We start from the raw sequence: 23,827 nt of genomic DNA, 5'->3' as shown, positions 1-23,827 counted from the left end.
GGTTACTCTTTGACAGCTCCGACCGTCAGACCTTGTACAAAGTAACGCTGGAAGAACGGATATGCGAAAATAATCGGCAACGTAGCGAGAACCACCATGGCCATCCGTGAAGTATCCTGCGGGATGGATTGCATCGCCGCCAGACTCATCGAGCTGTTCGCCGAGTTCTGCTGGATGAACTGGATGCTGGACTCGATCCGCATCAGCATCGATTGCAGCGGTACGAGGTTGGGATTATCGATATATAACAGTGCATTGAACCAATCGTTCCAGTAACCGAGCGTACTGAACAATCCGATTGTCGCCAGCCCTGGCAGTGATAATGGAATGACAATTTTCATAAACGTATAGAATTCTCCGGCTCCATCAATTTTCGCGGATTCAATGACTGCATCCGGCACACTGGTTGAATAGAATGTACGCAGGATCATGATATAGAAGGCATTCATTGCAAGCGGCAGAACCAGTGCCCATATGCTATCTTTTAAATGAAGAAGCTGAGATACGACCATATAGGTCGGAATCATCCCGCCGTTGAACAACATGGTCAGAATGGCAAATATGGAGAAAAATCTCCGATAACGGAAACTCTTGCGGGAAATTGCATAAGCATACAGCGACATTAGAATCAGACTTATGATGGTACCCAGCACCGTCACCAGAATGGTTACCCCATAAGCACGCAGCAGCGTGTCTCCACTCTGCCACACAAACTGATAGGCTGCGAGACTCCATTCCTTCGGAATCAGTCGATACCCGTCACGGGCCAGTGCTTTCTCGTCCGTGAACGAGATGATCACTACAAACACGAAAGGAAATACACAGATTAAAGCGAATAGTCCGGCCAAAATATTCATAATGACGTTCCAGCCATTGGATACATGATGGAAGTCGCGTTTTTTTACGATTTGAGCCACAGTGGTTCACTCCTTTCCCTTGTCCTAGAATAGGCTGCTATCTTTATCGATTTTGCGTACAACATAGTTGGAAATGATAACAAGCACGAAGCCTACAACGGATTGATACAATCCGGCAGCGGTACTCATGCCAATCTCACCACTTGTTTTCAAGCCACGATACACATACGTATCAATAACATTGGTAACGGCATACAACGTACCCGAATCCCTTGGAACCTGATAGAAGAGACCAAAGTCGGCATAGAAGATGCGACCCACAGCCAGCAACGTCATAATAATAATGATAGGTGAGAGCAAAGGAATCGTAATGTTGCGGATCTGCTGCCATTTATTAGCACCATCGATCATCGCTGCCTCATACAGCGACCGATCAATCCCCAGAATGGAAGCGAGATAGACAATGCTGTTGTACCCGATCGTTTTCCACAAAGCTACGAACACCAGGATATACGGCCAATACTTCGCTTCCGAATACCACTGAATCGGTTCAACACCGAACCACCCAATAATCTGGTTCAACATCCCCCGGTCCATGCTCAGGAAGCTGAACGCGAAATAACCGACAATAACCCAGGATAGGAAATACGGCAGGAACATACCAGTTTGATACAATTTGGCCAATCGTTTATTGACCAGCTCCGATAGTAGAATTGCCAAACCTACAGCGAATACCAGCCCCAGAAATATAATTGCAAGGTTATAAAAAAGCGTGTTTCGAGTAATGAGCCAGGCATCGTTGGTGCTGAACAGGAATTTGAAGTTATCCCAACCCACCCATTCGCTCTTCATCAGACTGGCCCAGAAGCCTTCGCGGCTGAAACGATATTGTTTGAATGCTGCTACTGTACCAACCAATGGCAAGTAGGAAAAGAAGAAGAACCAGATGGCGCCTGGTAGCACCATGAACAGCATGACTCGGTTTCTAATCAGATTTTTCAAAAATGCGGTCATATGGAGATCCTCCTTCAGGCTTGAATGAAAAAGGATCGGGCGCAACAAGCAGCGGCCCGATCCCTGAATTTACCCTTACTTATTTGCCGCTCTCCAGGCATCAAGCTGGGTTTGGGCTTCAGCCATCACTTTTTCAAGTCCGGCTTGATTGAACTTCTCAATCACTTGCTCCAAATTGTTCTCTGGGTCCAGCGTACCTGTCATCAATGCGGCCCAGTATTGCTCTTTGACATTCTGCACTGCTGTCAGTTCCGACGACACCTTGCTTGAGTCAAAGTTAAAGCTCAGAATAGGGGAATTTACACCCTCTGCATTAAACTTCTTGAACTCATCCCATTTGTTATCCGGGTCATTGTTGTTCAGATACAACAACATGTTGTTACCGAGGGAGTAAGAAGGCATATCATAGTTCTTGGATTCAGCCAGATTTTCCATGTGCGTGTCATCCACTTTTTTGTAGTGAACGCCCTCAATACCGGAATCAACCATATTACGCAGCACTGGATCTGTATTCAACAGGTTCAGGAACTCCATTGCTTTCTCCGGATATTCGGAGTTGGCTGAGATAGCCATGATCGAACCTTGTACAGACGTGTTGGTGATGATCGCGTCACTTGCTGGTGTGGAAACTACCGGGTATCCGTAGCTTGCTGACCACTGGTTGTCCGCGAGCGGTTGTGTCTGTGCACGATCCAGGAACCAGTTACCTGATGTGGTCAGGTCATTGGTGGAGCCTGTTGTTGCTGCCTCTGGCGATACATAACCAGCTTTGTAGTATTTGCTCATCGTTTTGAGAGCTGCTTTCATTTCCGGAGTATCCAGAATGTTCACAATCTTGTAATCCGTCGTATCCAGTTTGATTGCCATTGGCAAGTTCTGAATGACGTAGTCGTAAGGAACATAAGGAACAAAGTTTTTATCCATTCCAAATGGAGTCACGCTTGGCTCATTTTCCTTGATCGTTTTGAGCAAAGGCTCCAGACTGTCCAACGTACGAATATTGGAGATGTCCATTTTGTATTTATCAAGCAGCGTTTTGTTGAAACGCCATACCTCTTGTTGAGGCAGCTCCTTATTGGCCGGAATTCCGTAATTGTGTCCGTCTACTTTCGAACCGCTCAGGAATGCAGGATCAATGGTTTTAATAAGATCCTGACCGTATTTCGGGAGCAAATCATCAAGTTCTAGGAATGCGCCCTTTCTGGCATTTTGAACATAATCGAATCCGCCTGAAGAGGTGAACAGGATGTCCATTGGCTCACCGGATGCTACGTTAACTTGCATCTTTTGCGGATAGTCACCCCAGTCAACCATTTTCATCGTTACTGTGGCATTAATTTTTTCTTTGGTGTACTTGCTGACTTCTTCCATCACTTTATTAACATCTTTCTGAGGGGTACCGATGGTGTACCAGATCAGCTCGACAGGTGCCTCTCCTGCTTCTCCTGATTCTGAAGCATCTTTGCTTCCTCCACAGGCGCTAAGAACGAGTGTAACCGCCATCAACAATGCAAGTACGAGAGAAAAACTTTTTCTTTGTTTACTCATTTCCTTGATCCTCCCTTTTCGTGTTCCCTTTAGCTCTACAAACTAACTGCTTTAACCTTATCGAATGAAAGCATTTTCAAAAAGAAGATAAACTTAATATTTCGAGGTACAAATTAAAGAGAAATCAGTACCTATTCATTAATTTGTACCTATTTGAATAAATCGCTTACATAAAAAAGACATGCTGAGTAACATTTGGCACCAACTCCACTGCATGCCCTCCTGTCCCCAGAATGTCTCATTTAGTTCAGTCCACTGGTCCAATCGGTGATCCACTGAAAATTATCCAAAAACCTTAAAATCGGTTGGTGAAATTCCCACATATTTGCGGAACTGTTTATAGAAATATCCGGTCTCCCAGTAGCCAACATTCCTTGCAATCTCATGTACTTTCAGATTCGAATTGCGCAGCTGTTCCTTGGCACGTTCAATCCGGTATTTATTGATATATTCGGCAAAAGTCTCCCCCGTCTCCTTATGGAACAGTTGTCCCAAATATACCGGATGAAGATGGTAGTGAGCACCCAGAAGCTTCAGGGAAAGTTCTTCTGCGTAATGTTTGTCAATATGTTGAAGTACCTGGTTGACGATTGGATTCTTTAAATCCTGAAGCAGAGACTGAATCGTCTCCGTACCAACCTGCTGCAACGCCTGCACGAGCTCATCAAAGGTTCCGCTGTCCAATACGAGACGAAGTCCACGTTGGTAAATAGCCGATTCATCCGAATGTTTGATGCCCTCCAATTCCATCTTGAAACGAATGACCACTTCCAGTGCGATGTTCTGCAACTCAGCCGGAGTAACTCCATCGCGGTGCTGTTCAAAATCGACCCGAATTCGCTCTGCAAGCAGCTCTGCATTGCGGGATAGAATGAGCTTCGCGTACTCCTTCCAATCGATCGAGAAGGAAGAAGCAGAGCTTCCACCTTTCTCCAATATGGCATGATCAATCACTTTGAGATCGGGATAGATCATCACATACTGGAGCGCCTTTTTCGCCTCCTGATAGCTTGCAGGAGCATGGTGAAGTCCACGCATCAGACTTCCTGCTCCAATCAAAACAGCAGGATGTGTCTCACATAGCGCAGCGGATAATGCTTGAAGGCACTCCATAAACCTCTTTTTCTCATCCTCGCCTGCATGCACATTGGCAACGATGACGATGTCCCCATCGATGTCATGAAATATATTCACATAGGACTTATCCTTCAACATGTCTTCCACTCGCTCGAACATGCCGGATACTTCCCCTTTTGTCCGCAAGATAGCTACTGCAACATCAGGTGCATCCAGCGAAAGGTTCAAGAACTGTGCCCGTTCCTCGAATTCCGTGGCGGCAATCTGTCCCGTCAACCATCGATGAAGGATGTTGTCTTTCAAAATCTGAACACCATAAGCATCATCTGTTTGAGGAGACAACGTATGGTCCAACTTGGACGCCGTATTGCGAAGCGTCGATTCCAGTTCTTCCACATTGATCGGTTTGAGCAGGTAATTTTCGATGCCCAGCTGCATGCCCTCTTTCAAATACTCAAACTCATTAAAACCACTTAGAATAATCACCTTGATGTCAGGCTGCAATTGCCTTGCTTCCCGAATCAGGTCCAGACCATTCATGAATGGCATGGATATATCCGTGATCAGTATGTCCACAGGCTGCGCAGACAAGGCGTTTAATGCGGCCTGTCCATTGCCGGCATGGCTTACAATTTCCATATCAAATGACGACCAATCCAAAATATCGTACAATCCTTCAATGATGAATGGTTCATCATCCACAATAAATACCTTGTACATATTAAATACCTGTCCCTTCTGTATGAGGATAACGAACCCTGATCAGGGTTCCTTCTCCGAGTGTACTCTCTATCGTGATGCCGAATTCCGGTCCATACAGGAAACGCAAACGGGTGTGAACGCTGCGCAGTCCGAACATTTTACCCGACTCTTCCGGACGTTCCAGTTCTTCTAAAATTTCAGTCAGGCGCTCAGGCTCAATGCCTTTGCCGTTATCTCTGACCTCTACCTGCAAAGCGTCGCCCAGTTCTTCAACAACGATCGTTAATTGATTATCCGAACGTTCTGTCTGAATGCCGTGCACCACATAGTTCTCAATAATCGGCTGCAGGGACAGCTTGACCACCGGATGCTGGTTATGAACAGAGTCCAACTGAATCGTGTACATAAAAATATCCTTATACCGGATTCGGAACAATTCCAGATACAAACGGCAAGCTTCCATCTCATCCTTGAGCGTATAATTTTTCTTCTGTTGAACAAGGCTCTTGAATAACACGGATAAACTGTAAATCATCTCGCCGACATCCTTCGCCCCCTGCGAGATCGCCCTCATTCGGATGACCTCCAGCGTGTTATAGAGAAAGTGAGGATTAATCCGTGCCTGGAGAGCGACCAGTTCTGTCTCCTTTTGTTTGATCTCGGCTTTGTAGACGCGTTCAATATATTGATTAAGTTCATCCAGCATATCGTTGAAACTGTGCGAGATCTGTCCAAGCTCATCATCACGGGCATCATCAATGCGTGCTGTCAGGTTGCCGTATTTCACCCTTTGGGTGAAACGAATGATTCTGCGAGTGCGTTTGGCAAAATTAATAATGAAGAACGCCGGAACCAGCACTGCAAACAGGATACATATGATACTAATCGAAACGATTGTATTGCGTGTACCCGCATAGGCCTCTGCCATCTCATCCACAGGGACCGTGCCAACGACCACATATCCCTGATCCGCCGAGACAAACTTGTTCACATACATATTTCGCTCCTTTTTCATCGAATCCATATCCGTCTGATCAAACAGGGAATCGGCCACATTGATATACGGGTACTTCTTGCCGTAATAGTTACTGTTGGAATCGAACAATACTGTACCCTTGGCTGACAGCACCACAATTTCTCCCTTGAGATTACTTTCATAACTATCCAAAGCGTTGCCAATACCTGCTGAGTCAAAGAACACAAGGAACTGGCCCAAATTTCGAAGGGTCTGTGTATCATTGATAGGCACACGAATCGCATACAGTGCCGGGTCCCATTGATCAATTTCTTTACGAATCCAATAGTTCGGTGCGCTGATATTCGGTGTCTCCATCGCCATCACGTCAGGAATATAGGAATGAGCCACATTGGTGTTTAGCTTTCTGAACTGCTTATGTTGATTGAAGCTGGACAGATCCTGTCGCTCGGCACTATATAACATCACTTGATTGATATCCGAATTGCGATCCATGATATTTTGAAAATGTTTCAGTACATCAGCTGAGTAATCATCCTGATTCGCATAATAGCCATTCGTCAGATGCTGTACATACTCGGCGTACGTGTGGTTCATCAAATAAGTGATATTGGACGATAACGCCTCATTCTGATGCATATCCCTCACCATGTTTTGCACTGTTTCATACTGCTGATGAATATATCGGTCAACACTCTCCATGGCCGCTTTCTGGATCGCCAGCTCTCGGCGAATCGTGGCATCGGACACCGACAGGAAAATGATATAGGACAAGGTAATAATCGTTACAATCGAAATCATGGAGAAGATGAACAGCATCTTCATAAACATATTATTTTTAAAGAAATTTTTGTAAACGCTAACAATTTTCAAGTCACATGTTCCCCCCGATGCTGTTTTCCTGTCTAAATTATATCATTTGCCTTCTGACATTAACTTGTCACCTCGAACTTTTCTTTAGTTTATACCTGTGTTTCTTTAATTTCACCCTATTTGAAAATGCTTTCATGCCCTATCGTTAACCATAAGTTTATTTTTGTGTAAAAGAATACCTTACATTCATTCGACTTGAAGGAGGAACAACATGACACGCAAACTCAAACCCAAAGGTCTCATCCCCAAAGTAACCGCAATGGTTCTCACTTCGGCTCTACTTGGACAAGTCATTGCCTCATCCGTTTATGCCGGAGACACACTCCCTTACACAGGTGACAGCGCCAAGGGAGTAAATCAGCCCTATCAGCATGGTTACACCGCTGCCCAGATTCTGAATTGGACACCCAAAAGTGATATCCATGGTGATCTGCTTCGAGCTCATGTACCTTTGCAGCCACGTAATGATGCCTTTGCGGCCACGCAAGCTTACCCCGAACTTAGCCCGGACACCCAGTTGTTTACGATGAGTGGCGATTACGGCAATTCATTCTTTGACAGCACCCCTTACACCAATGAATTCAGCGAATACCTCTTTAATTATTGGCAGTACACAGACTATTATAGCTATTGGCATGGTATGGCTTCTGCTGGCGTGCCTGAGGAATTGTATGACCCCAATAAGGAATGGACGGAAAAGTACTTTGAGTTTGGCATTTTGAACATTCCGAACCCGGCATACACCAATGCTGCACACAAAAACGGTGTCCGTTCCATCGCCAACATCTTCTTCTCCGACAATGATCGTGGACCACAAACCTACAAGCAGATGCTTGTGCAGGATGAAGAAGGGAATTTCCCTGTCGCTGCAAAGCTGGTCGAGATGGCAAAGTATTATAATTACGACGGATACTTTTTCAATCAGGAAGAGGTTGCCAAAGGCGTAGCGCCTGAAGACATCGCTTCCTACAAGAAATTCATGAAGTATTTAAAAGACGAAGGACTATATGTTCAGTGGTATGACTCCACCATCAATACAACAGGCAAAATTCAATACCAGAACCAGTTTAATGGACTTAACAGCCCTTTTGTGCAAGATTCTGCATTAGGCAGAGTCTCGGATTCGATCTTCCTGAATTACGTGTGGAACCATGACATGCTGCGTGATTCGCGCGATCATGCCAAAGGTTTGGGACTTGACCCACTGGAAACGGTATTTGCCGGTGTCGAAGGTGGGAATGACCAGTTCGGCCGTTGGAAGCAGCTCTACGATCTGCGTAACAATCTGGACGAGAACGGTCAACCGATGAACAGTATTGCAACGCTTGGTGCCGACTTTACTCATAATGCCCTGGATGAAGAAATGGGCGATGGCAGCACGAATCATAGAGCCGAAGATGAGTACCAATGGATGACCTTTGTGCGTGACCGCGCTTGGTGGTCAGGTCCGAATCAGGACCCAACCAACGCACGCCGTACGGCATCCGTTGATCTATCCGACGTGTATGCTTCTGGCGCAAAATGGGACGGGATCGCCGCTTACCTCACTGAACGCTCCGTTATTCATGGCTCCAATTTTGTGACCAACTTCAATACAGGCCACGGTCTGAAATATTATGAGGGCGGAACCGTCTCCAATGCAACCGAATGGTCCAATATTAATATTCAGGATATCCCGGTCACCTGGCAGTGGTGGATGGATAGTCAAGGTGATAAGCTCACTGTTGATTTTGACTATGGTCCTACCTATGAAAAAGGTGCTCGTTATACTTATGATTCCGTTGGTGCGTTCACTGGCGGCAGTTCTCTTGTCGTAAATGGAAGTCTGAATACGGACAATTTCCTACGTCTGTACAAGACGGATCTGTCGATCAACGCCCAATCCAAATTGGAACTCACCTATAATAAACCGTCTGTCAACGACGCTTCCTCCATGTATGTCGGACTGATATTTGAGGATGAACCAACCAAAGTGGTCAAAGTCAAAGTGCCGGATTCAGGTCAGCACACGGCAGGCTGGAAGACTGCTGCACTCGATCTGAGTGCATACCAAGGGAAGACCGTCGCAGCTTTTGGTCTATCCTTCGACCCTAATGGTACTACGATTGAAAAATATCAGATGAACATCGGTGAGATTCGTATATCCGACGGTTCTGCCGCCAAACCGAATGCACCAACCGGATTCCATATTGCCAAAGCACTGACCAACACCGATGAGTTGGTTGTCGAATGGGATATCGAGGACTATTCGAAGGTTAAGCAATATAATCTGTATGAGAACGGCGCTTATGTCGGCGGCGTGTATGACTCCACATTTTATATTAAATCGCTCAAACATCCCGCTGGCGAATTGTCCATTCGTGCTGTAGGCGCAGATGGTACCGAGAGTGAAGCAACCGTCCTGTCCTATGATCTGAATGCAGCTGTTCAAGACATTGACGTGAAATTCAAGAACAATGGCGATGCTATTGTCAGTTGGAAAAACCCGAAGAAGAACCCAGGTAAAGATCCAATCCAGCTTACACTCCAAACGGAGTACACGAAGGAACCTTTCAGCAAGACACTTCAGGTCAAAAAAGGGAAACAGTCTACCATTCTGACAGGCCTGCCGACCAATGGTGAACATTACGTCCTGAATATTGCCATTGGCAAACAGAATCCAGTCACAACGACCGGACAACTGGCAGATACTCAGATTACACCATATGCCAAGGAAAAGGTTACGGTAAAGGATGGAAAGTATACCCTCGCATTGCCTGATTTGGAGGATTGGTACAAAATCTATGTCTATGAAAATGGAGTAGCACGCGAATTCGGAGTAACTTACGTTTCGCAGAAATTCCCTTATATCATTCGGGGTAGAACGAAGCTGAGCGAAATGACATTCACGCCTGCATCCAGCACCAGCTCCCTGAAGCTCGTTATCGAAGATTATGCTGGCAATAAAGCAACGACGATTCTGCGATAAAAGATTCACAAGAAATCAATTCAGCCCTTTCGCTTCCCTACAGGAAGTCGGAAGGGCTGAATTGATGTTTGGCACTATCCTTGAACTTTCTGCTGTTCTAACAAATAAAATATATAATCGGTTGGCACACCGGTATAACCTTGCTGTCTCAACATCGCAGTCACATTGCCCCGGTGATAAGTCCCGTGGTTAACAACATGCTGTAGGATGTCCGAAAAATGTGTTTCCATTTTACCGTATTTCGGATGCTCGATTGTCATTTTTTTGTCCGGGTCAGGCGTATGCCGCAGTAAATCGCGGAAACGTTCGGCAACGCTGCCAAACAGCTCACGTATCTCATTCACGGTTTTGCCCTGTGCTTCCTCTGTCCAGCCCGAGATTTTCGAGAAAATCTCCTTGTTCGGAACTTCCGCGAGCACGAGCATATAGAGCTGTTCAAACAAGTACATGTGTGCACATGTTTGTGATACGGATGGGAACACGCTCGTCACTTCCGCATGGAATACTTCCTTCGGGAGTTGCTCCAGGTGTGCAAACAATCGATTGTTTGCCCAAACATGATAATCATACAATCGGTATGGTTGTTGAAGCATCGATAAATTCACCTTTCCCTTCTTCGCATGGTTTGGCTACCGCAGCTGTGTCTTTATCATATATCAAGTTCGCTGACAAATGTTGTCAGCAAACTTCAATTCGGATCGTCTTCATAATGTTTGGCGATACCGTATGCCTTTTCCTGAATTCGCCGCTTCAACTCCAGTGGTTCGCGGATGCGAATGGTCGTGCCGAACGTCAGGAGATATGTCGGTAGGTATTTGTACATCGTCGGAGCATCGATTAGAAACCGTGCCTCCCGATCGGTTCGTTCCGTCAAATAGTGGCGCAGATGCCAGTGGCCGCAAACTACATTAAGCGTGTCAGGCTCTCCCTCGATACGGATAACCGTCAGCGGTCCATCTGCCTCCCGTCTCTGGTTGGACTGCTCACAGAAAAACGCGGACGCAGAGAAAGACTCCGGCTTATCAAACCTCGCTTCGGTTGACTCCAGCTGTTCGATTCGTTCGACGCGAAACGTCCGCATCGCCTGCGACCGATGGCAGAACGCGACAGCGTACCATTCGTTTCGGACGTAAGCAAGCCCATATGGATCGACTTCACGTTCGTCCGCCTGCTCCGCTTTCGCTTTGCGATAGACCATACGGACCGTTCGCCCGTCTTTTGTCGCTTGTTCCAATTCCCGCAACAACGGAACAATAGAAGGCGCGCGCGCTGAAGAAACGACGTCCAAGCTGCTCTGCTGGCGAGACAGATCGTGGCGCTGCTCCTCATGCAGTCCGTTCTCCACCTTCTTCAACGCATACTCCAGCTCCTGCACATACGGATAGCCAGCACCTTGGGCAAATTTAAACGCATCCACAAGTGCCTTCAACTCTACAGAGTTGAAGAACAATGGTGTTTCCTTGAAATTTTCCAGAATACGAATACCGCCATCATGGCCCGATTCCGCAACGACCGGCACGCCACTCGCGCATAATGCATCGATATATCGATACACGGTGCGGACGCTAATCTCCAAACTGTCCGCGATCTGAGCGGCGGTGAGTTTTCTTCCGGATCGCAGCATCCAAAGCATGGACAGCATGTTATCCCATTTTGCCATTGGGAGCCCTCCTCTTTTCATTGAAAGAATAAAAGGCGAGTCTCCTTTGATTTAGGTGACTCGCCTTTTGGGTCATTATTATAAAAATTATGAGGTTCCCTTTTGTTTGCTTGCCTGCATCTGCTGGGCAAACCTCATCATCTCTTCAAACTCTTCTTCGGATACAGCATCGCCGTCGGCGCCTATGTCTTGTACAATCGGAATTTCGGGTTTGGCTTTGGTTCCTTTGCCGTATGTACGGGAACGGGTTCCAGCTGCACCAGCAGCCTGTTTGCCTTTGACCTTGGCTTGGTCACGAATGTATTGTACCGCCTTCTCATAGGAATTTACCTGTTTGAGCAGCATGTTGGAGGCAATGGCCTCAACAAAGTTACGGTTAATTCTTTGCTCACCACCGGATACAAGCAATGCCATCAAATAATGAATAAGCACATTGATCACTTCACCCGGCAACTTGTAGCTGAGGTCGATCTTCTCAAAAATGTCCACCAGGTTGTCCGGTACGGCCCCAGGGAAGAACGTCTGAAGCAATCGTGTGTAGGGCTCATTACGCAGCATCATATTGTATTGATGAATATCACACTTGGTCGAAAATTGTGGTGGCACTTCGACGTAGTATTCCATCTGTACCACATGTTCGACAGGCGGTTCACCGGAATCCTCTTTCCGCTCAGGCTCCTCCATATGCTGTCTCAGGGCAACAACCTTCGCTGCCTGCACCGTCTGCTGCTCATGTCGCTTCTTGGTCTGTCTGAACTGCAGACTCGCCTTGTGTTGAAGGTCATCCAGCACGAGCTGTCCCTGAGGGTTAAAGATATCATCTTCATCCAACAATCGACATACATCCTGTACGCTGAGATTGAACTTGTTCACCACATAATTCACAATGCCGAGCTGTTCGTGATCGAACCGCAATTGCTCCACATGACGGCGATTGACCGACTCACGCGGAAAACGCAATATAATGTCGGCATAATTCAGGCTATTCTCTTCGGCTGCACCACTTATTCCGCTGCGCTGAGCCGAAGTTGACACTTCCGACAACGCCTGCTCCAGCTCATAATCAATGACATGCGTATTCAATTCAAATATATCGTAAAAAGGAACGGAAATATTCTCTTTATTTGCTGCCGAGTAAGGCGTGTCACCGCTCTCTATCGCCGAAAAACCGGAACGTAGTGAGAGTACGGCGAACTTGCCGATTTTGTCACGAAGCAGCAGTGTCAAATGCTGTGTACGGAAAAATTCTGCCGGAGAGAGCGGAGGTTGCAGCTCATATTCATAAATGTAGTCGTCATTTTCCGGAATATACAGCCGTGAAGTCTGAAGCAAACCAACGGCTTCAAGCTTGGATGCCTGCTCCACCAAATATTTGCGCCCTTTCTCGCTGGGCTCGAGTCCCAACGTCATAAACAGCCTCCGTTGCTGTTCAAGCGGCGAGTAACCGACCTGTTCACCGGGAAGATGCTGAAACAGCAGTCGATACAAACCTATCGCAAAGGCACCTACCATTGGCTGATACGCTCCGGTGAGCATGCGGTCATCCAGGGCACTAAGTCCAAACTCCCTGTATACGCAGTAGCGATGATGTTCAGTATAATGGTGCAAATTCTTCATGCGCATAGCTTGATCTCCTTCTCCCCAAAAGTATGTTTATCTATTCTATCATAAATGTCCGATCCTCAAATGCTCAAAAACAGGTAAAAAACACACCTGTTCTCACTCCGTTTCGTCCTAGGTCGACAGCATTCACGTTTTCGCAGAGTTGCTAGATTACTATAAAAGCTACAGCCTTAGAACACAAGTGAACATATGGAGAAATGTTATTCATATATATGAGACATGTCCAAACAATCATGCACATTTTTTTGGACTGCATGCCAAAAAGCCTTCCCTTTGCACTCGTAAGCGTTTACGACAAAGGCAAGACCTTTACGGAAAATGCAGTCCAGCGTTGCTGCCATTTGGCTAGCCGATCAAAACATTTTGTACCCACCCAGACGAAGTTTGCGAATGGCCCAGCCACTGATGACCGCTCCAGCAAGTCCAGCTACACCCGTCATATAGTCTACAATATGGAAAGAACCCAAATGCGACATCAGCGATGCCGTATGATCCCATAAGGAATACACGACGACAGGCAGAATGACAATAATGAACAGATAGGAAGGAAACCAGGTTGTCTTCATCAGCATATTCAGAATGAAACCGATACCAAACATCATAACGAAAAATAACACCATCAATACCAGCACAGGTATAAACTGCATCGGGTGACGTTCACCTCTTCTTTCACTGACTCGGTTTCTCTTACTACGGATAGTAGATAGTGTACCGCAAAAAATGTGGCGAAGCAACGAACTTTCTGGACAAATTTCCCTATATTCACCTTCTCTTCATTTGCCCTTCTGCTTCCTGTTGGGATACAATGAAGACGATAAAGTACTCAACCGTCCCTTACCGGGATTTGGAAATATAACCTGCAGGAGGAATCAATTCAATGAACGAAGCCGCATCAACACTGGAGGGCTGGTACGCCCTGCATGACTTCCGCTCGATTAACTGGGCCGCCTGGAAAGCAGCCGATGATGAGGAACGCGCCGTAGCACTGGACGAGCTTCAGGCATTCTGGAAGGAATGGAAAGCTGTAGAGGATTCATCCAAAGGAAGCACTGTCGTATATACCGTTGTGGGACAGAAGGCTGACCTTGTCATGATGCACTTGCGTGAAACGCTGGAAGATCTGAAAGCCGTTGAGAACGCGTTCAACAAAACGATGTTTGCCCAATACACCACCAAATCATATTCATATGTCAGTGTAGTGGAACTGAGCAATTATCTTGGCAAAGAGGGCGAAGACCCTATGCAGAACCCGGAAATTATCGCTCGTCTCAAACCGGTATTGCCACAGCGGCAATACATCTGTTTCTACCCGATGAACAAAAAACGCGAGCTGAACGACAACTGGTACATGCTGTCGATGGACGAGCGTCGTACGATGATGCGCAGCCACGGCATGATTGGTCGCAGTTACGCTGGCAAAGTGAAACAAATCATTACCGGTTCCGTTGGTTTCGACGACTGGGAATGGGGCGTTACGTTGTTTGCGGATGATGCACTTCAGTTCAAGAAGCTCGTTTACGAGATGCGCTTTGACGAAGTCAGTGCCCGTTATGGCGAATTTGGCTCTTTCTATGTGGGAAGCCTGCTGAACGAAGCAACATTGGAAGAGATGCTCAAGCTGTAAATCGGATAAATTACAAAAAAAGCACCGCGACACCTCCATTAAGGATAGGGTCAGCGGTGCTTTTACGTTCTCGAATGAATATGAAATGTTCAATAATAAATGGATGACTCAGGTTCCTTTGGATAACGTGATTGCTTAATCCTGATCCTCTTCATCAACCGCTTTCAGAGATTCCAAAAACTCAGCCGTTGCCCGGTCACGGTCACGTCCCTTCTCCTTAAGCCGCTCAATGGCAGGCAAAATGAGAATATCCACTTCCTTCTGAACGATATAAGCCAGATCATACTGATCCTGTTCCTCCAGATAACCGCCAACCTGCATCAGGGCGTTGTAACGATCCAGTTCTTCGCGTGTGAGTAGTCCTCTGACCTGAACACTGCAATGTCTCATCCAAAAAACCGCCCTTTCTTCAGTACCAAGGGAATGCCACCGATGATAAATAAATACCGGAGATCCACCAGCTTTTTCAGCTGAGCGGCCTTCCACCCCTTGTATTTCTTACCGCCTACGACGGCGATAGCTTCACCTTTTCCAAGTGACGCAACTGTACCTTTACTTGTAAATACAAAAGGCTGCGGCTGCTTTTTGCGAATGGCAGCGACAACGTTTTTGGCACAGTTAACACCTTGCTGCATCGCGATCTGAGCTGTTGGTGGATATGGACGCCCTTCGTTGTTGAACACGAGTGAATTGTCACCGATGACATAGACATGCTCATGCCCTGGGGCACGAAGGAATTCATCGACCTTCACCCGTCCGCGCATCACTTCAAGGCCTGCCTGCTCAAGCAGGGCATTCCCACGAATACCGCCGGTCCATACGACCGTTGCTGCATCGAGTTTTTCTCCCTCACCCACAATGACTCCATCTGGCAGACATTGCTTGATCGGAACACCGATTTTGAAAGTAACACCTTTTTTCTTCAACACGTTCATTGCATGCTCAACCAGTTCCGGATCAAAGCCCGGCAGAGCTGAAGGCGCTGCTTCCACATTATAAATATGCACATTTTTGGGATTCACGTCGAATTCCTTGCAAAGCTGAGGAATGCGATCCGCAAGTTCAGCCACGAATTCGACACCACTGAAGCCAGCCCCACCCACAACAAAACGAATGCGGTTACGTTTATTATCGTTTTTGTACATGGCAAACTGATATTCGATATGCTCGCGAATCATTCTGACCGAGTTAATGCTGCGAATTGTCATGGCATGATCGAGCATGCCTGGAATACCAAAGGTCTCCGGTTCCCCACCCAATCCAATAATCAGATAATCATAGGATAACGTGCCATCCTCCAGAATAATCTTCCGATCCTGTAGGCGAATTTCCTTCACCGAAGATTTGACCAGATCAATCTTGAACTCGTCAATCAGCTTCGAAATCGGGACCCGTGCATGTTCAATGGTATCCGTGCCAGCTGCCGGCATATGTAGATGTGTAGTGATATAATGATAATCATGCCGGTTCACCAATGTGACATCGGCCTCGTTATAGTTCAATTCCTTCTGCAGCCGCTGGGCTGTCAGAATCCCGCCATAGCCCGCGCCGAGGATGACGATTTTGGGAATACTGCTCATGTCTATACCCCTTCCAGTTTCGCTCGCATCAGCCATTCGATTGTTTTGTTGTAAAAAGGCTCTTACTTACCCATATTGATGAGGTCTTATCCATTATGACGACAAATGTTAACTTCGCGAATTTATTTGAACTTTTTGCATGCAAGTTATCGATTAAAATTGTGAAATTATACACAAGATTCAACAAAACGCGGGTATTGTCTTCACATTACAAATTGGGGCTAAATTAGACAAAAAAACACATAGTACAGGTCAAGGATATCTGTATTTCTGGCAAAGATCAAGGTTTTTTTTGTTATTTTTCATAACCTTTCATTTCCAATTTCATCCTATTCTCACCTGATCTTCATCTATTGTTCCCAGATTCATCAAACTGCCAACTTTGCAACCCAGTTTACACCGTTTATAATGAAAAAGACAGTTCAGCAACAAACGCTGGTTACCATTCGTACCCGGCTTTATTATTTCTGTTAACTACCTATTAAAATAAGAAAGGTGTTGTTGATTCTTGACTGCACAAACTGCCGGTCATGACATGACCGATTTACTTATTATTGGTGGCGGCCCTGCGGGTCTGTTCGCCGCGTTTTACGGAGGGATGCGTCAGGCATCTGTTACTCTGGTTGAAAGTATGCCACAACTTGGTGGACAACTTGCAGCCCTCTATCCCGAAAAATTCATCTATGATGTAGCCGGGTTCCCGAAAGTTACCGCTCAGGAACTGGTGAATAATCTGGTGGAGCAAATGAGCCATTTTAACCCGAACATCCGTCTTGAGGAAAAGGTCGTATCCGTAGAGAAATTAGAAGAACGTCACTTCGTCGTAAAAACCGATGTGAATGAATATCACGCCAAAGCCGTAATTATCACTGCAGGTGTGGGTGCATTCGAACCGCGTCGTCTGGAGCTTGAGGGTGCGGCCAAATTCGAAAAAACCAATTTGTACTACTTCATCAGTGACCTGAACGCCTTTGCAGGCAAAAGAGTACTGATCAGTGGTGGCGGTGACTCCGCTGTAGACTGGGCGCTTATGCTTGAGCCAATCGCTGAGCAAGTAACCCTGATCCATCGCCGCGACAAATTCCGCGCGCATGAGCACAGTGTCGAAAACCTGATGAATTCCAAGGTAAACATCGTTACACCTACCGAAATTACGGAACTTCACGGTGAAGACAGCATTACCAAGGTCACTTTGGCTCACGTTAAAACGAAGGAAACACAGGAAATTGAAGTCGATGATGTAATCGTCAATTTCGGCTTTGTCTCTTCCCTTGGACCTATCGCAGAATGGGGCATCGAAATTGATAGCAATTCCATCGTGGTCGATTCCCGCATGGAAACTTCGATTCCAGGTATCTATGCTGCCGGAGATATTACAACTTATCCAGGCAAGCTGAAGCTGATTGCTGTCGGATTCGGTGAAGCACCAACCGCAGTCAATAATGCCAAGGTTTACTTCGATCCAGATGCCAAGTTGTCCCCGGGACACAGCAGTAACATGAAGCGCTAATTCCTTATGGAATCATATAGAACATAAAAGACACAAAAAAGGGTATCTTACTCCTGAATGAATTGAACATCAGGAGGGATACCCTTGTCTTATATATGCCCGCTGTGTAACGGTCTGGTTGTACCGGAGCAGGCTTGTCCCCACTGCCTTCAGGGACTGTCAGAATGCGGCAAATTGGACGATTACACCGGACCATACAGCCCCTACGTCATTCACACTTCCTCTGACACGGCAGACGAAGCCGAAAACGTTTGCAATCATATGATGTACTGTCACCATTGTCAAACAAGCACACTGTGGCCTGTCAATCTATGGGACATGTCCGGAAACCTGTAACATTGCCTGCAATGAGGATCTCTAGTGAAGAATGGCAGATACGTCGGTACCCAGTTTGCGCTTATGGATTTCTGCCAACAGCAGTGCGATGAAATCTCGTTCGAGATTCAACTCAATCGCCTTATGGTAGGAATCCAACAACATCTCATCGGATAACATAGCCATTTCCCGCCACAACCTTTCCTTTTTTTTCCTCAAAACTATCATATCAGAGATTTATAAAGAGAACAAGCGTTCTTGTTATCCACAACGTTATGTGGAAATCCTGTGTATAGTTTGTTGATAAATGGTAAAAATGTTGATTGATCAACGTGGATTGTGTGGACAGTATTTATACACAGGATCGTAGCCTATCAAACAGAACGATTATAAGAGCATTTTTTTTAGAATAAATTCATAGTTTCAAGAGTTGATGCGAGTAAATTACCCTTATTTGTTAAATTTCAAACGTTTTCCATCTAGTTTCCTTCTATATTACTATCGGATTTTCTTTGGATTTTTTTAGCTTTTGTCACCATTTTCATTGCGGTCTGGTGTTCACTTCCAAAATCCATATCTTGCCTGAATGATCCAGTCCATAATCGAAGCCGAGCTGTCCCACACCCGGGAACTGCCTTTCCATAATATGCGTACAGGTAAGTGTCAGTGAACGCATCTCGCGACGTTTATGTTTTCCAGAAATATGAGGTAGGGACAGACCAAGCGCTCTCCTACCGGACAGCATCGTTCCTCCTTTGCTAAGATTGGTCACGACCAGTCCTGGACGAGCGAGCCGTCCCACTATTGAACGAAATACCCAGCCTCTTTCCGTCTTGACGACTTTGACTCTGTAATCGACAGGTCTGCCTTGAATGGTCGCCAAATGAATGCCTTGCTGAATCAGGTATCTCCGTCTGGCTTTTACACGGATTAGAGAACGGTACATTTGATTAAACTGAGTAAAAGAACGGGTTATTTTCATATGAGTGTACCGATAGACGCCTCCGCTTGCTGATACTCTAATGACACCGTAACCTCCACCACCAACAATAGGTTTGATATACACCATTCCATAATGACTAAGCATGTTTAGCAGATTCCCCGAGTTGAACGCCTTCGTCTGTGGGATGTGGACAGCAGCTACCGGATATTTCAACAGTGCCGCTGTCTTCAGCCATTTGCTTGCAAGCTGTCTCGACATGGGTTGATCTCCTTTCGTGAACAATAGTCCTTCCTTATACATACTCAACAGAAACCGTGCTTTCTTGGATGTCTGTCCAAGGCTAGGGCCCCTTTTCCGTTGATATAGTCCATCAGCTTGGTTCAAGGCCGGAACAGGCGCCCGGTTTGCTTTTCAAACGCATCAATCTATCGTATGCTACTAAGGAATAGTTTGGAGAGGCTTAAATATGAGGATCTAAGGAGCGTTCAGAAGACATGGAATCATTTTTCAAATCACTGTATGGCGTAGCCTATTTTGCAATTTCTATCGTTCTGGTGGCCATTACGGTACTTCTATTCGTTACAGGTATTCGACTGTTTATGAAGAAAAGCAATCGCGGTTTTGCTGTAAGTTGTATTCTGTTTGCCTGCTTTATCGTCTTCATCATTGTGGTCATGCTGACCACGCCCTTCTCCTCGACGCCTCCGGGTTCACCGGAAGCCATGGCTGCCTTGCTGAAAGTCGGGTAGATTAACCTCTGTAGAAGGAGATGCTTATGACACATAACGAAAAACTTGGAATCATCGATATCGGCTCCAATTCCATTCGTCTGGTTATTTATGAACTCGACCAGGATGGAGCCTATCGCATCATTCATGAAGACAAATATGCCGCTCGTCTAAGCAATGTGGTTGAACAAGACGGAACCATCCTGCGACATTCACTAGACAAGGCCATTACGATTTTGCGACAATTCAGGGCTACTTGCGAAGCTTATCAAACCAAGCTTATCCGGGCTGCAGCTACGGCTGCTATTCGGAATGCAGGCAATGCCCCAGAAATTATAGGTTGGTTGGAAGCCGAGACGGGACTTACCATCGAATGTGTATCCGGTGATCAGGAAGCCTATTACGGTTTCCTAGGTGTCACTCAATCGATTGATCTGGCAGATGGTTATGTCGTAGATATTGGCGGCGGCAGTACCGAGATCACTGTATTCCGTGATCGAAAAAGACTGCACAGCATCTCTCTGCCTATTGGTGCGGTTAACTCACATGCCCGTTATGGTGGGGAAGATCAATGGACTGAGGCAAATGCGACTGCACTATGTAATGAGGTTATACAGGCATTAAGCGATCAGGATTGGGTTACACAGCATCCCGGACTACCTCTCATTGGACTTGGTGGCACCATGCGTACACTGGCCAAAGTGGAGCAGAAGAGAACACAATACTCATTACCGGTTACGCATCATTATGAAATCGGTGCAGAAGAGATGGAAAATATCGCTCGTTCTTTGCCACATCTAACCTCGGCACAACGCAAGAAAGTACCCGGACTTGCCAAGGATCGTGCCGACATTATTGTTCCAGGTGTACTCATATTGCGGACGGTCTTCCGCATCATCCAGGGGGATCGTTATGTTGTGAGCGGAGCGGGATTACGGGATGGTTTGCTAAGGGACCTCCTGGCTCAAGGTAAGCCAGTCGTGCCAGATGCGCTGCGGGACAGCATTCGCAACTTCATTCATTTTGGTCCACCCATTCCGGAGAAACGTCTGAATCGGATTCACCTTGATGCGCTTACCCTGTATACCGCCTTACAAGGTAGTGCTCCCGATCCAGCGGATGCCCGGATTCTGTACACGGTCTCCATGCTTCACATGGCTGGAAAACAGATTAACTACTTCCGGTATCCGCAGCACTCGGCTTATTGGATCATGAATGCAAGCATCTACGGACTATCTCACCGGGAGACCATCCTGAGTGCCATTGCAGCCGATTATCATCCAAAAAAAAGAACGCCCCAGCTGCTGCATAAGCACAGGGACATTCTCAAGGATTCGGACGAACGGCATGCCCATCGTTTGGGCTCTCTACTGCGCGTGACTGAAGCGATTAATCGTTCTGAAAGTATAACCGCCATAAAGGCGGCAAAAGAAAACGACTCGCTGCAGATGGAATTGATCTGTACAGCCGAGCCGTTACTGGAACTCAGTGGCCTTGACGATGCCGTCAAGGATTTACAGGAAGCTTGGGGAGTTACGTTAACGCACTCCATTCAGCAGGCTTCCAGGGAATAATGCCCATCGCCTCCGTCTGACTTCTCAGCGGGGGCTTTTCATTTTGTACAAAAACATAATTGCCACCAGGCATGAGCTCTCTGGCCTTCACATTATCCATGAGTGACAGATTCAATATGTCGACCAACATCTTCTTCAGCTCTGGATCAAACACGGGACACATCAGTTCTATTCTCCGCTTCAAATTACGGGTCATCCAGTCTGCGCTGGACAGATACACATCCGGGTTCCCGCTATTTTCAAAATAAAACAATCTGGAGTGTTCCAGAAACCGGTCCACGATGCTGATCACCCGAATATTCTCGCTAAGTCCCTCTACCCCTGGACGCAAGCAGCATACACCACGCACGATCAGATCGATCTGTACTCCAGCTTGAGATGCCAGATACAATTCATCAATGATATCCTGATGGGATAAAGAATTGATTTTGGCAATAATCCTGGACGGTCTTCCCTTGAAGGCATGTTCCCTTTCCCGACGAATGAGCGCGAACAGTTCATCCTTCATGCCATCAGGGGCGACGCGGAATGCCTGCAACGCTTTGGGTCCTGAATAACCGGTAATCTCATTAAACAATTCCGATGCGTCTTCACCAATGATGGGATTGGAGGTAAACAGCCCCACATCGGTGTACACTTTGGCCGTACTTTCATTATAGTTACCTGTTCCCACATGCACGTACCTTCTCAGACCACTCTGCTCCCTGCGTACGACGAGAATAATCTTGGCATGCGTCTTTAACCCGACCAATCCATATACGACATGACAACCTGCCTTCTCCAGCGTGCGGGCCCATGCAATGTTCCGTTCTTCATCAAATCTGGCTTTTAATTCAACAACAACCGTTACCTGTTTGCCGCTCTCGGCCGCATGAGCCAGTGCGGGGATAAGACGGGAATCACCATTCACCCGATATAACGTCATTTTGATCGCCATCACGCGCGGATCTTCCGAAGCTTCCACAATAAAGTCCGTTACCGGTTCAAACGATTCGTATGGATGATGCACAAGCACGTCCCGTTTACGCAGCAGTTCGAAGTGACTTTCCCGAGGGAGGAACTCCAGAGGATACACCGGCTGCACCGGACTATATTTCAGATGAGAAAAGCCATCTAAACTATCTACAAACCCGGCCAAAAAGCTCAAATCCAGCGGTCCATCGATCTCGTACACAGGGTCTTGAATATCGAACTCTTCCTGTAACTCTAGCAACGCATCCGGGCGGAAATCCTTGCAAATTTCCAACCGTACCGGTGCTCCCCGGCGTCTGCGCCGCAGCTCCTTCTCAATCGCCTCAAGTAAATCCTCAGCTTCTTCTTCATTAATGGAAAGATCCGCATTGCGAGTAACTCTGAACTCTTGAACAGCCAGCGGAACATAACCGCTGAATAAGGTATGAATATGATGCTTGATGAGATCTTCGATCAGAATGAACGTTTTCTTTTTACTATTCGCCCTTAAAGGCACCTGAACGACCCGCGGCAGATTAGAGGGAACCTGCACAATAGCCAAAAATGGCTCGCCCTCCTGCTCTTCTTCCTTCTGCAGCATTACGGACAGATATACAGACTTATTGTGTACCAGTGGGAATGGCCGGCTCGAATCAATAGCCATCGGTGTTAAAACGGGAAAAATGATCTCGTGAAAGTACTGGTCCATTGCTCGCTGTTGGGTCATATTCAGATCTGTATATTCCTGAAAATGGACGCCTTTCTTGGCGAGAAGACGAATCAGCTCTCGATAGGTTTTATATTGCTCGGCGACCATGGTCCCCGTTCGTTTAATTAATCTACGGTACAAGCCAGCAGGGGTGTAGCCCGTAAAATCCTTTTGCGTAAATCCAGCCTTGATCTTCTCTTTCGTCTCCGCTACCCTTACACTTACGAACTCATCCAGATTACTGGCGACAATACCAAGAAACCTCATGCGTTCCAGCAGAGGTGTTGTTGGATCTTGCGCCTCCTGAAGCACACGACGATTGAATTCTACCCAACTTAAATCACGATTAACGTAGTTACCTGTTTTGACATCTCTATGCATGTATGGCCTCCGAATTTGTTACATATCTATTCTTGGTTAGATGTTCTGAACTAATTGTACTATTCGTGATTGGCTACAAGCGTCAGCGTAGTGTAAACGCTATGTAAAATTTATGTAAATGATACCTCATGACGATAACTTTTTCCATCCCTTTACAAAGAGCAGGAGACAGAGTAAAGTGATTTACAGTGTAAAATGTCCGGTTGCTGTCCAC

20 protein-coding genes are annotated in these 23,827 nt (G+C 46.4%); 6 read left to right on the top strand and 14 right to left on the bottom strand.

What is annotated here, in order from left to right; all coding sequences use genetic code 11:
- Nucleotides 1–2 precede the first annotated feature (2 nt).
- The 5 genes from CS562_RS20285 to CS562_RS20265 form a co-directional block, all read right to left on the bottom strand.
- On the bottom strand, nt 3–857 hold the full coding sequence (locus CS562_RS20285; protein WP_205525065.1) for a carbohydrate ABC transporter permease: 855 nt from the start codon (nt 855–857) through the stop codon (nt 3–5).
- An 84-nt stretch (nt 858–941) separates the two neighbouring features.
- Nucleotides 942–1,871, bottom strand: a complete 930-nt coding sequence (locus tag CS562_RS20280; protein ID WP_076290895.1) for an ABC transporter permease — start codon at nt 1,869–1,871, stop codon at nt 942–944.
- Nucleotides 1,872–1,946: 75 nt separating this feature from the next.
- Nucleotides 1,947–3,419 (bottom strand): ABC transporter substrate-binding protein, encoded by a 1,473-nt coding sequence (locus CS562_RS20275; protein WP_076290896.1) that lies wholly within the window; start codon nt 3,417–3,419, stop codon nt 1,947–1,949.
- A gap of 282 nt (nt 3,420–3,701) precedes the next feature.
- Nucleotides 3,702–5,216, bottom strand: a complete 1,515-nt coding sequence (locus CS562_RS20270; RefSeq protein WP_099858048.1) for a response regulator transcription factor — start codon at nt 5,214–5,216, stop codon at nt 3,702–3,704.
- 1 nt (nt 5,217) lies between these two features.
- Nucleotides 5,218–7,047, bottom strand: a complete 1,830-nt coding sequence (locus tag CS562_RS20265; protein WP_099858047.1) for a sensor histidine kinase — start codon at nt 7,045–7,047, stop codon at nt 5,218–5,220.
- A gap of 211 nt (nt 7,048–7,258) precedes the next feature.
- Between CS562_RS20265 and CS562_RS20260 the strand changes: the two genes are divergently transcribed.
- A complete protein-coding gene (locus tag CS562_RS20260) occupies nt 7,259–10,015 on the top strand; it encodes an endo-beta-N-acetylglucosaminidase (protein ID WP_099858046.1) in 2,757 nt (918 codons plus the stop codon).
- 74 nt (nt 10,016–10,089) lie between these two features.
- Here the strand turns inward: CS562_RS20260 and CS562_RS20255 are convergent, their stop codons facing one another.
- The 4 genes from CS562_RS20255 to CS562_RS20240 all read right to left on the bottom strand — a co-directional run bounded on the left by CS562_RS20255 (nt 10,090) and on the right by CS562_RS20240 (nt 13,945).
- Nucleotides 10,090–10,608 (bottom strand): DinB family protein, encoded by a 519-nt coding sequence (locus tag CS562_RS20255; RefSeq protein WP_099858045.1) that lies wholly within the window; start codon nt 10,606–10,608, stop codon nt 10,090–10,092.
- A 95-nt stretch (nt 10,609–10,703) separates the two neighbouring features.
- On the bottom strand, nt 10,704–11,675 hold the full coding sequence (locus tag CS562_RS20250) for a helix-turn-helix transcriptional regulator (RefSeq protein WP_099858044.1): 972 nt from the start codon (nt 11,673–11,675) through the stop codon (nt 10,704–10,706).
- A gap of 87 nt (nt 11,676–11,762) precedes the next feature.
- Nucleotides 11,763–13,298 (bottom strand): replication initiation and membrane attachment family protein, encoded by a 1,536-nt coding sequence (locus CS562_RS20245; RefSeq protein WP_099858043.1) that lies wholly within the window; start codon nt 13,296–13,298, stop codon nt 11,763–11,765.
- A 353-nt stretch (nt 13,299–13,651) separates the two neighbouring features.
- Nucleotides 13,652–13,945, bottom strand: coding sequence for a YuiB family protein (locus CS562_RS20240; protein WP_053783239.1), 294 nt, complete (start codon nt 13,943–13,945; stop codon nt 13,652–13,654).
- A 230-nt stretch (nt 13,946–14,175) separates the two neighbouring features.
- Here CS562_RS20240 and hemQ point away from each other — a divergent pair, with 230 nt between their 5' ends.
- On the top strand, nt 14,176–14,922 hold the full coding sequence (gene hemQ / locus CS562_RS20235) for a hydrogen peroxide-dependent heme synthase (RefSeq protein ID WP_076290903.1): 747 nt from the start codon (nt 14,176–14,178) through the stop codon (nt 14,920–14,922).
- A 135-nt stretch (nt 14,923–15,057) separates the two neighbouring features.
- On the opposite strand, the gene CS562_RS20230 is transcribed toward hemQ, so the two are convergent.
- Nucleotides 15,058–15,312, bottom strand: coding sequence for a hypothetical protein (locus CS562_RS20230; protein WP_024632648.1), 255 nt, complete (start codon nt 15,310–15,312; stop codon nt 15,058–15,060).
- Nucleotides 15,309–16,502, bottom strand: coding sequence for an NAD(P)/FAD-dependent oxidoreductase (locus CS562_RS20225; RefSeq protein ID WP_024632649.1), 1,194 nt, complete (start codon nt 16,500–16,502; stop codon nt 15,309–15,311). Before CS562_RS20225 ends, CS562_RS20230 begins: the two co-directional genes overlap by 4 nt.
- A gap of 535 nt (nt 16,503–17,037) precedes the next feature.
- Here CS562_RS20225 and CS562_RS20220 point away from each other — a divergent pair.
- Nucleotides 17,038–18,012, top strand: coding sequence for an NAD(P)/FAD-dependent oxidoreductase (locus CS562_RS20220; RefSeq protein ID WP_218966745.1), 975 nt, complete (start codon nt 17,038–17,040; stop codon nt 18,010–18,012).
- Between the two features lie 84 nt (nt 18,013–18,096).
- On the top strand, nt 18,097–18,348 hold the full coding sequence (locus CS562_RS32615; protein WP_072735483.1) for a hypothetical protein: 252 nt from the start codon (nt 18,097–18,099) through the stop codon (nt 18,346–18,348).
- 21 nt (nt 18,349–18,369) lie between these two features.
- Here CS562_RS32615 and sda read toward each other — a convergent pair whose 3' ends face one another.
- Both sda and CS562_RS20210 read right to left on the bottom strand, forming a co-directional pair.
- Nucleotides 18,370–18,513, bottom strand: coding sequence for a sporulation histidine kinase inhibitor Sda (sda, locus tag CS562_RS20215; protein WP_017692430.1), 144 nt, complete (start codon nt 18,511–18,513; stop codon nt 18,370–18,372).
- Between the two features lie 355 nt (nt 18,514–18,868).
- Nucleotides 18,869–19,528, bottom strand: coding sequence for a YheC/YheD family protein (locus CS562_RS20210; protein ID WP_076290905.1), 660 nt, complete (start codon nt 19,526–19,528; stop codon nt 18,869–18,871).
- Between the two features lie 236 nt (nt 19,529–19,764).
- Between CS562_RS20210 and CS562_RS20205 the strand changes: the two genes are divergently transcribed.
- Nucleotides 19,765–20,019 (top strand): hypothetical protein, encoded by a 255-nt coding sequence (locus CS562_RS20205; RefSeq protein WP_063566109.1) that lies wholly within the window; start codon nt 19,765–19,767, stop codon nt 20,017–20,019.
- Nucleotides 20,020–20,045: 26 nt separating this feature from the next.
- Nucleotides 20,046–21,572, top strand: a complete 1,527-nt coding sequence (locus CS562_RS20200; RefSeq protein ID WP_099858041.1) for a Ppx/GppA phosphatase family protein — start codon at nt 20,046–20,048, stop codon at nt 21,570–21,572.
- Here CS562_RS20200 and ppk1 read toward each other — a convergent pair.
- Entirely contained in the window at nt 21,532–23,613 is a 2,082-nt protein-coding gene (gene ppk1 / locus CS562_RS20195; RefSeq protein WP_076290907.1) for a polyphosphate kinase 1, read from the bottom strand. The two genes, CS562_RS20200 and ppk1, sit on opposite strands and share 41 nt — an antisense overlap.
- Between the last annotated feature and the right edge of the window lie 214 nt (nt 23,614–23,827).

It is taken from the genome of Paenibacillus sp. LK1 (genome assembly GCF_002750415.1).
In the GTDB taxonomy this organism is placed as follows: domain Bacteria; phylum Bacillota; class Bacilli; order Paenibacillales; family Paenibacillaceae; genus Paenibacillus; species Paenibacillus taichungensis.
The sequence above is the reverse complement of the archived record's forward strand: the minus strand, read 5'-3'. Positions and strand labels throughout refer to the sequence as shown.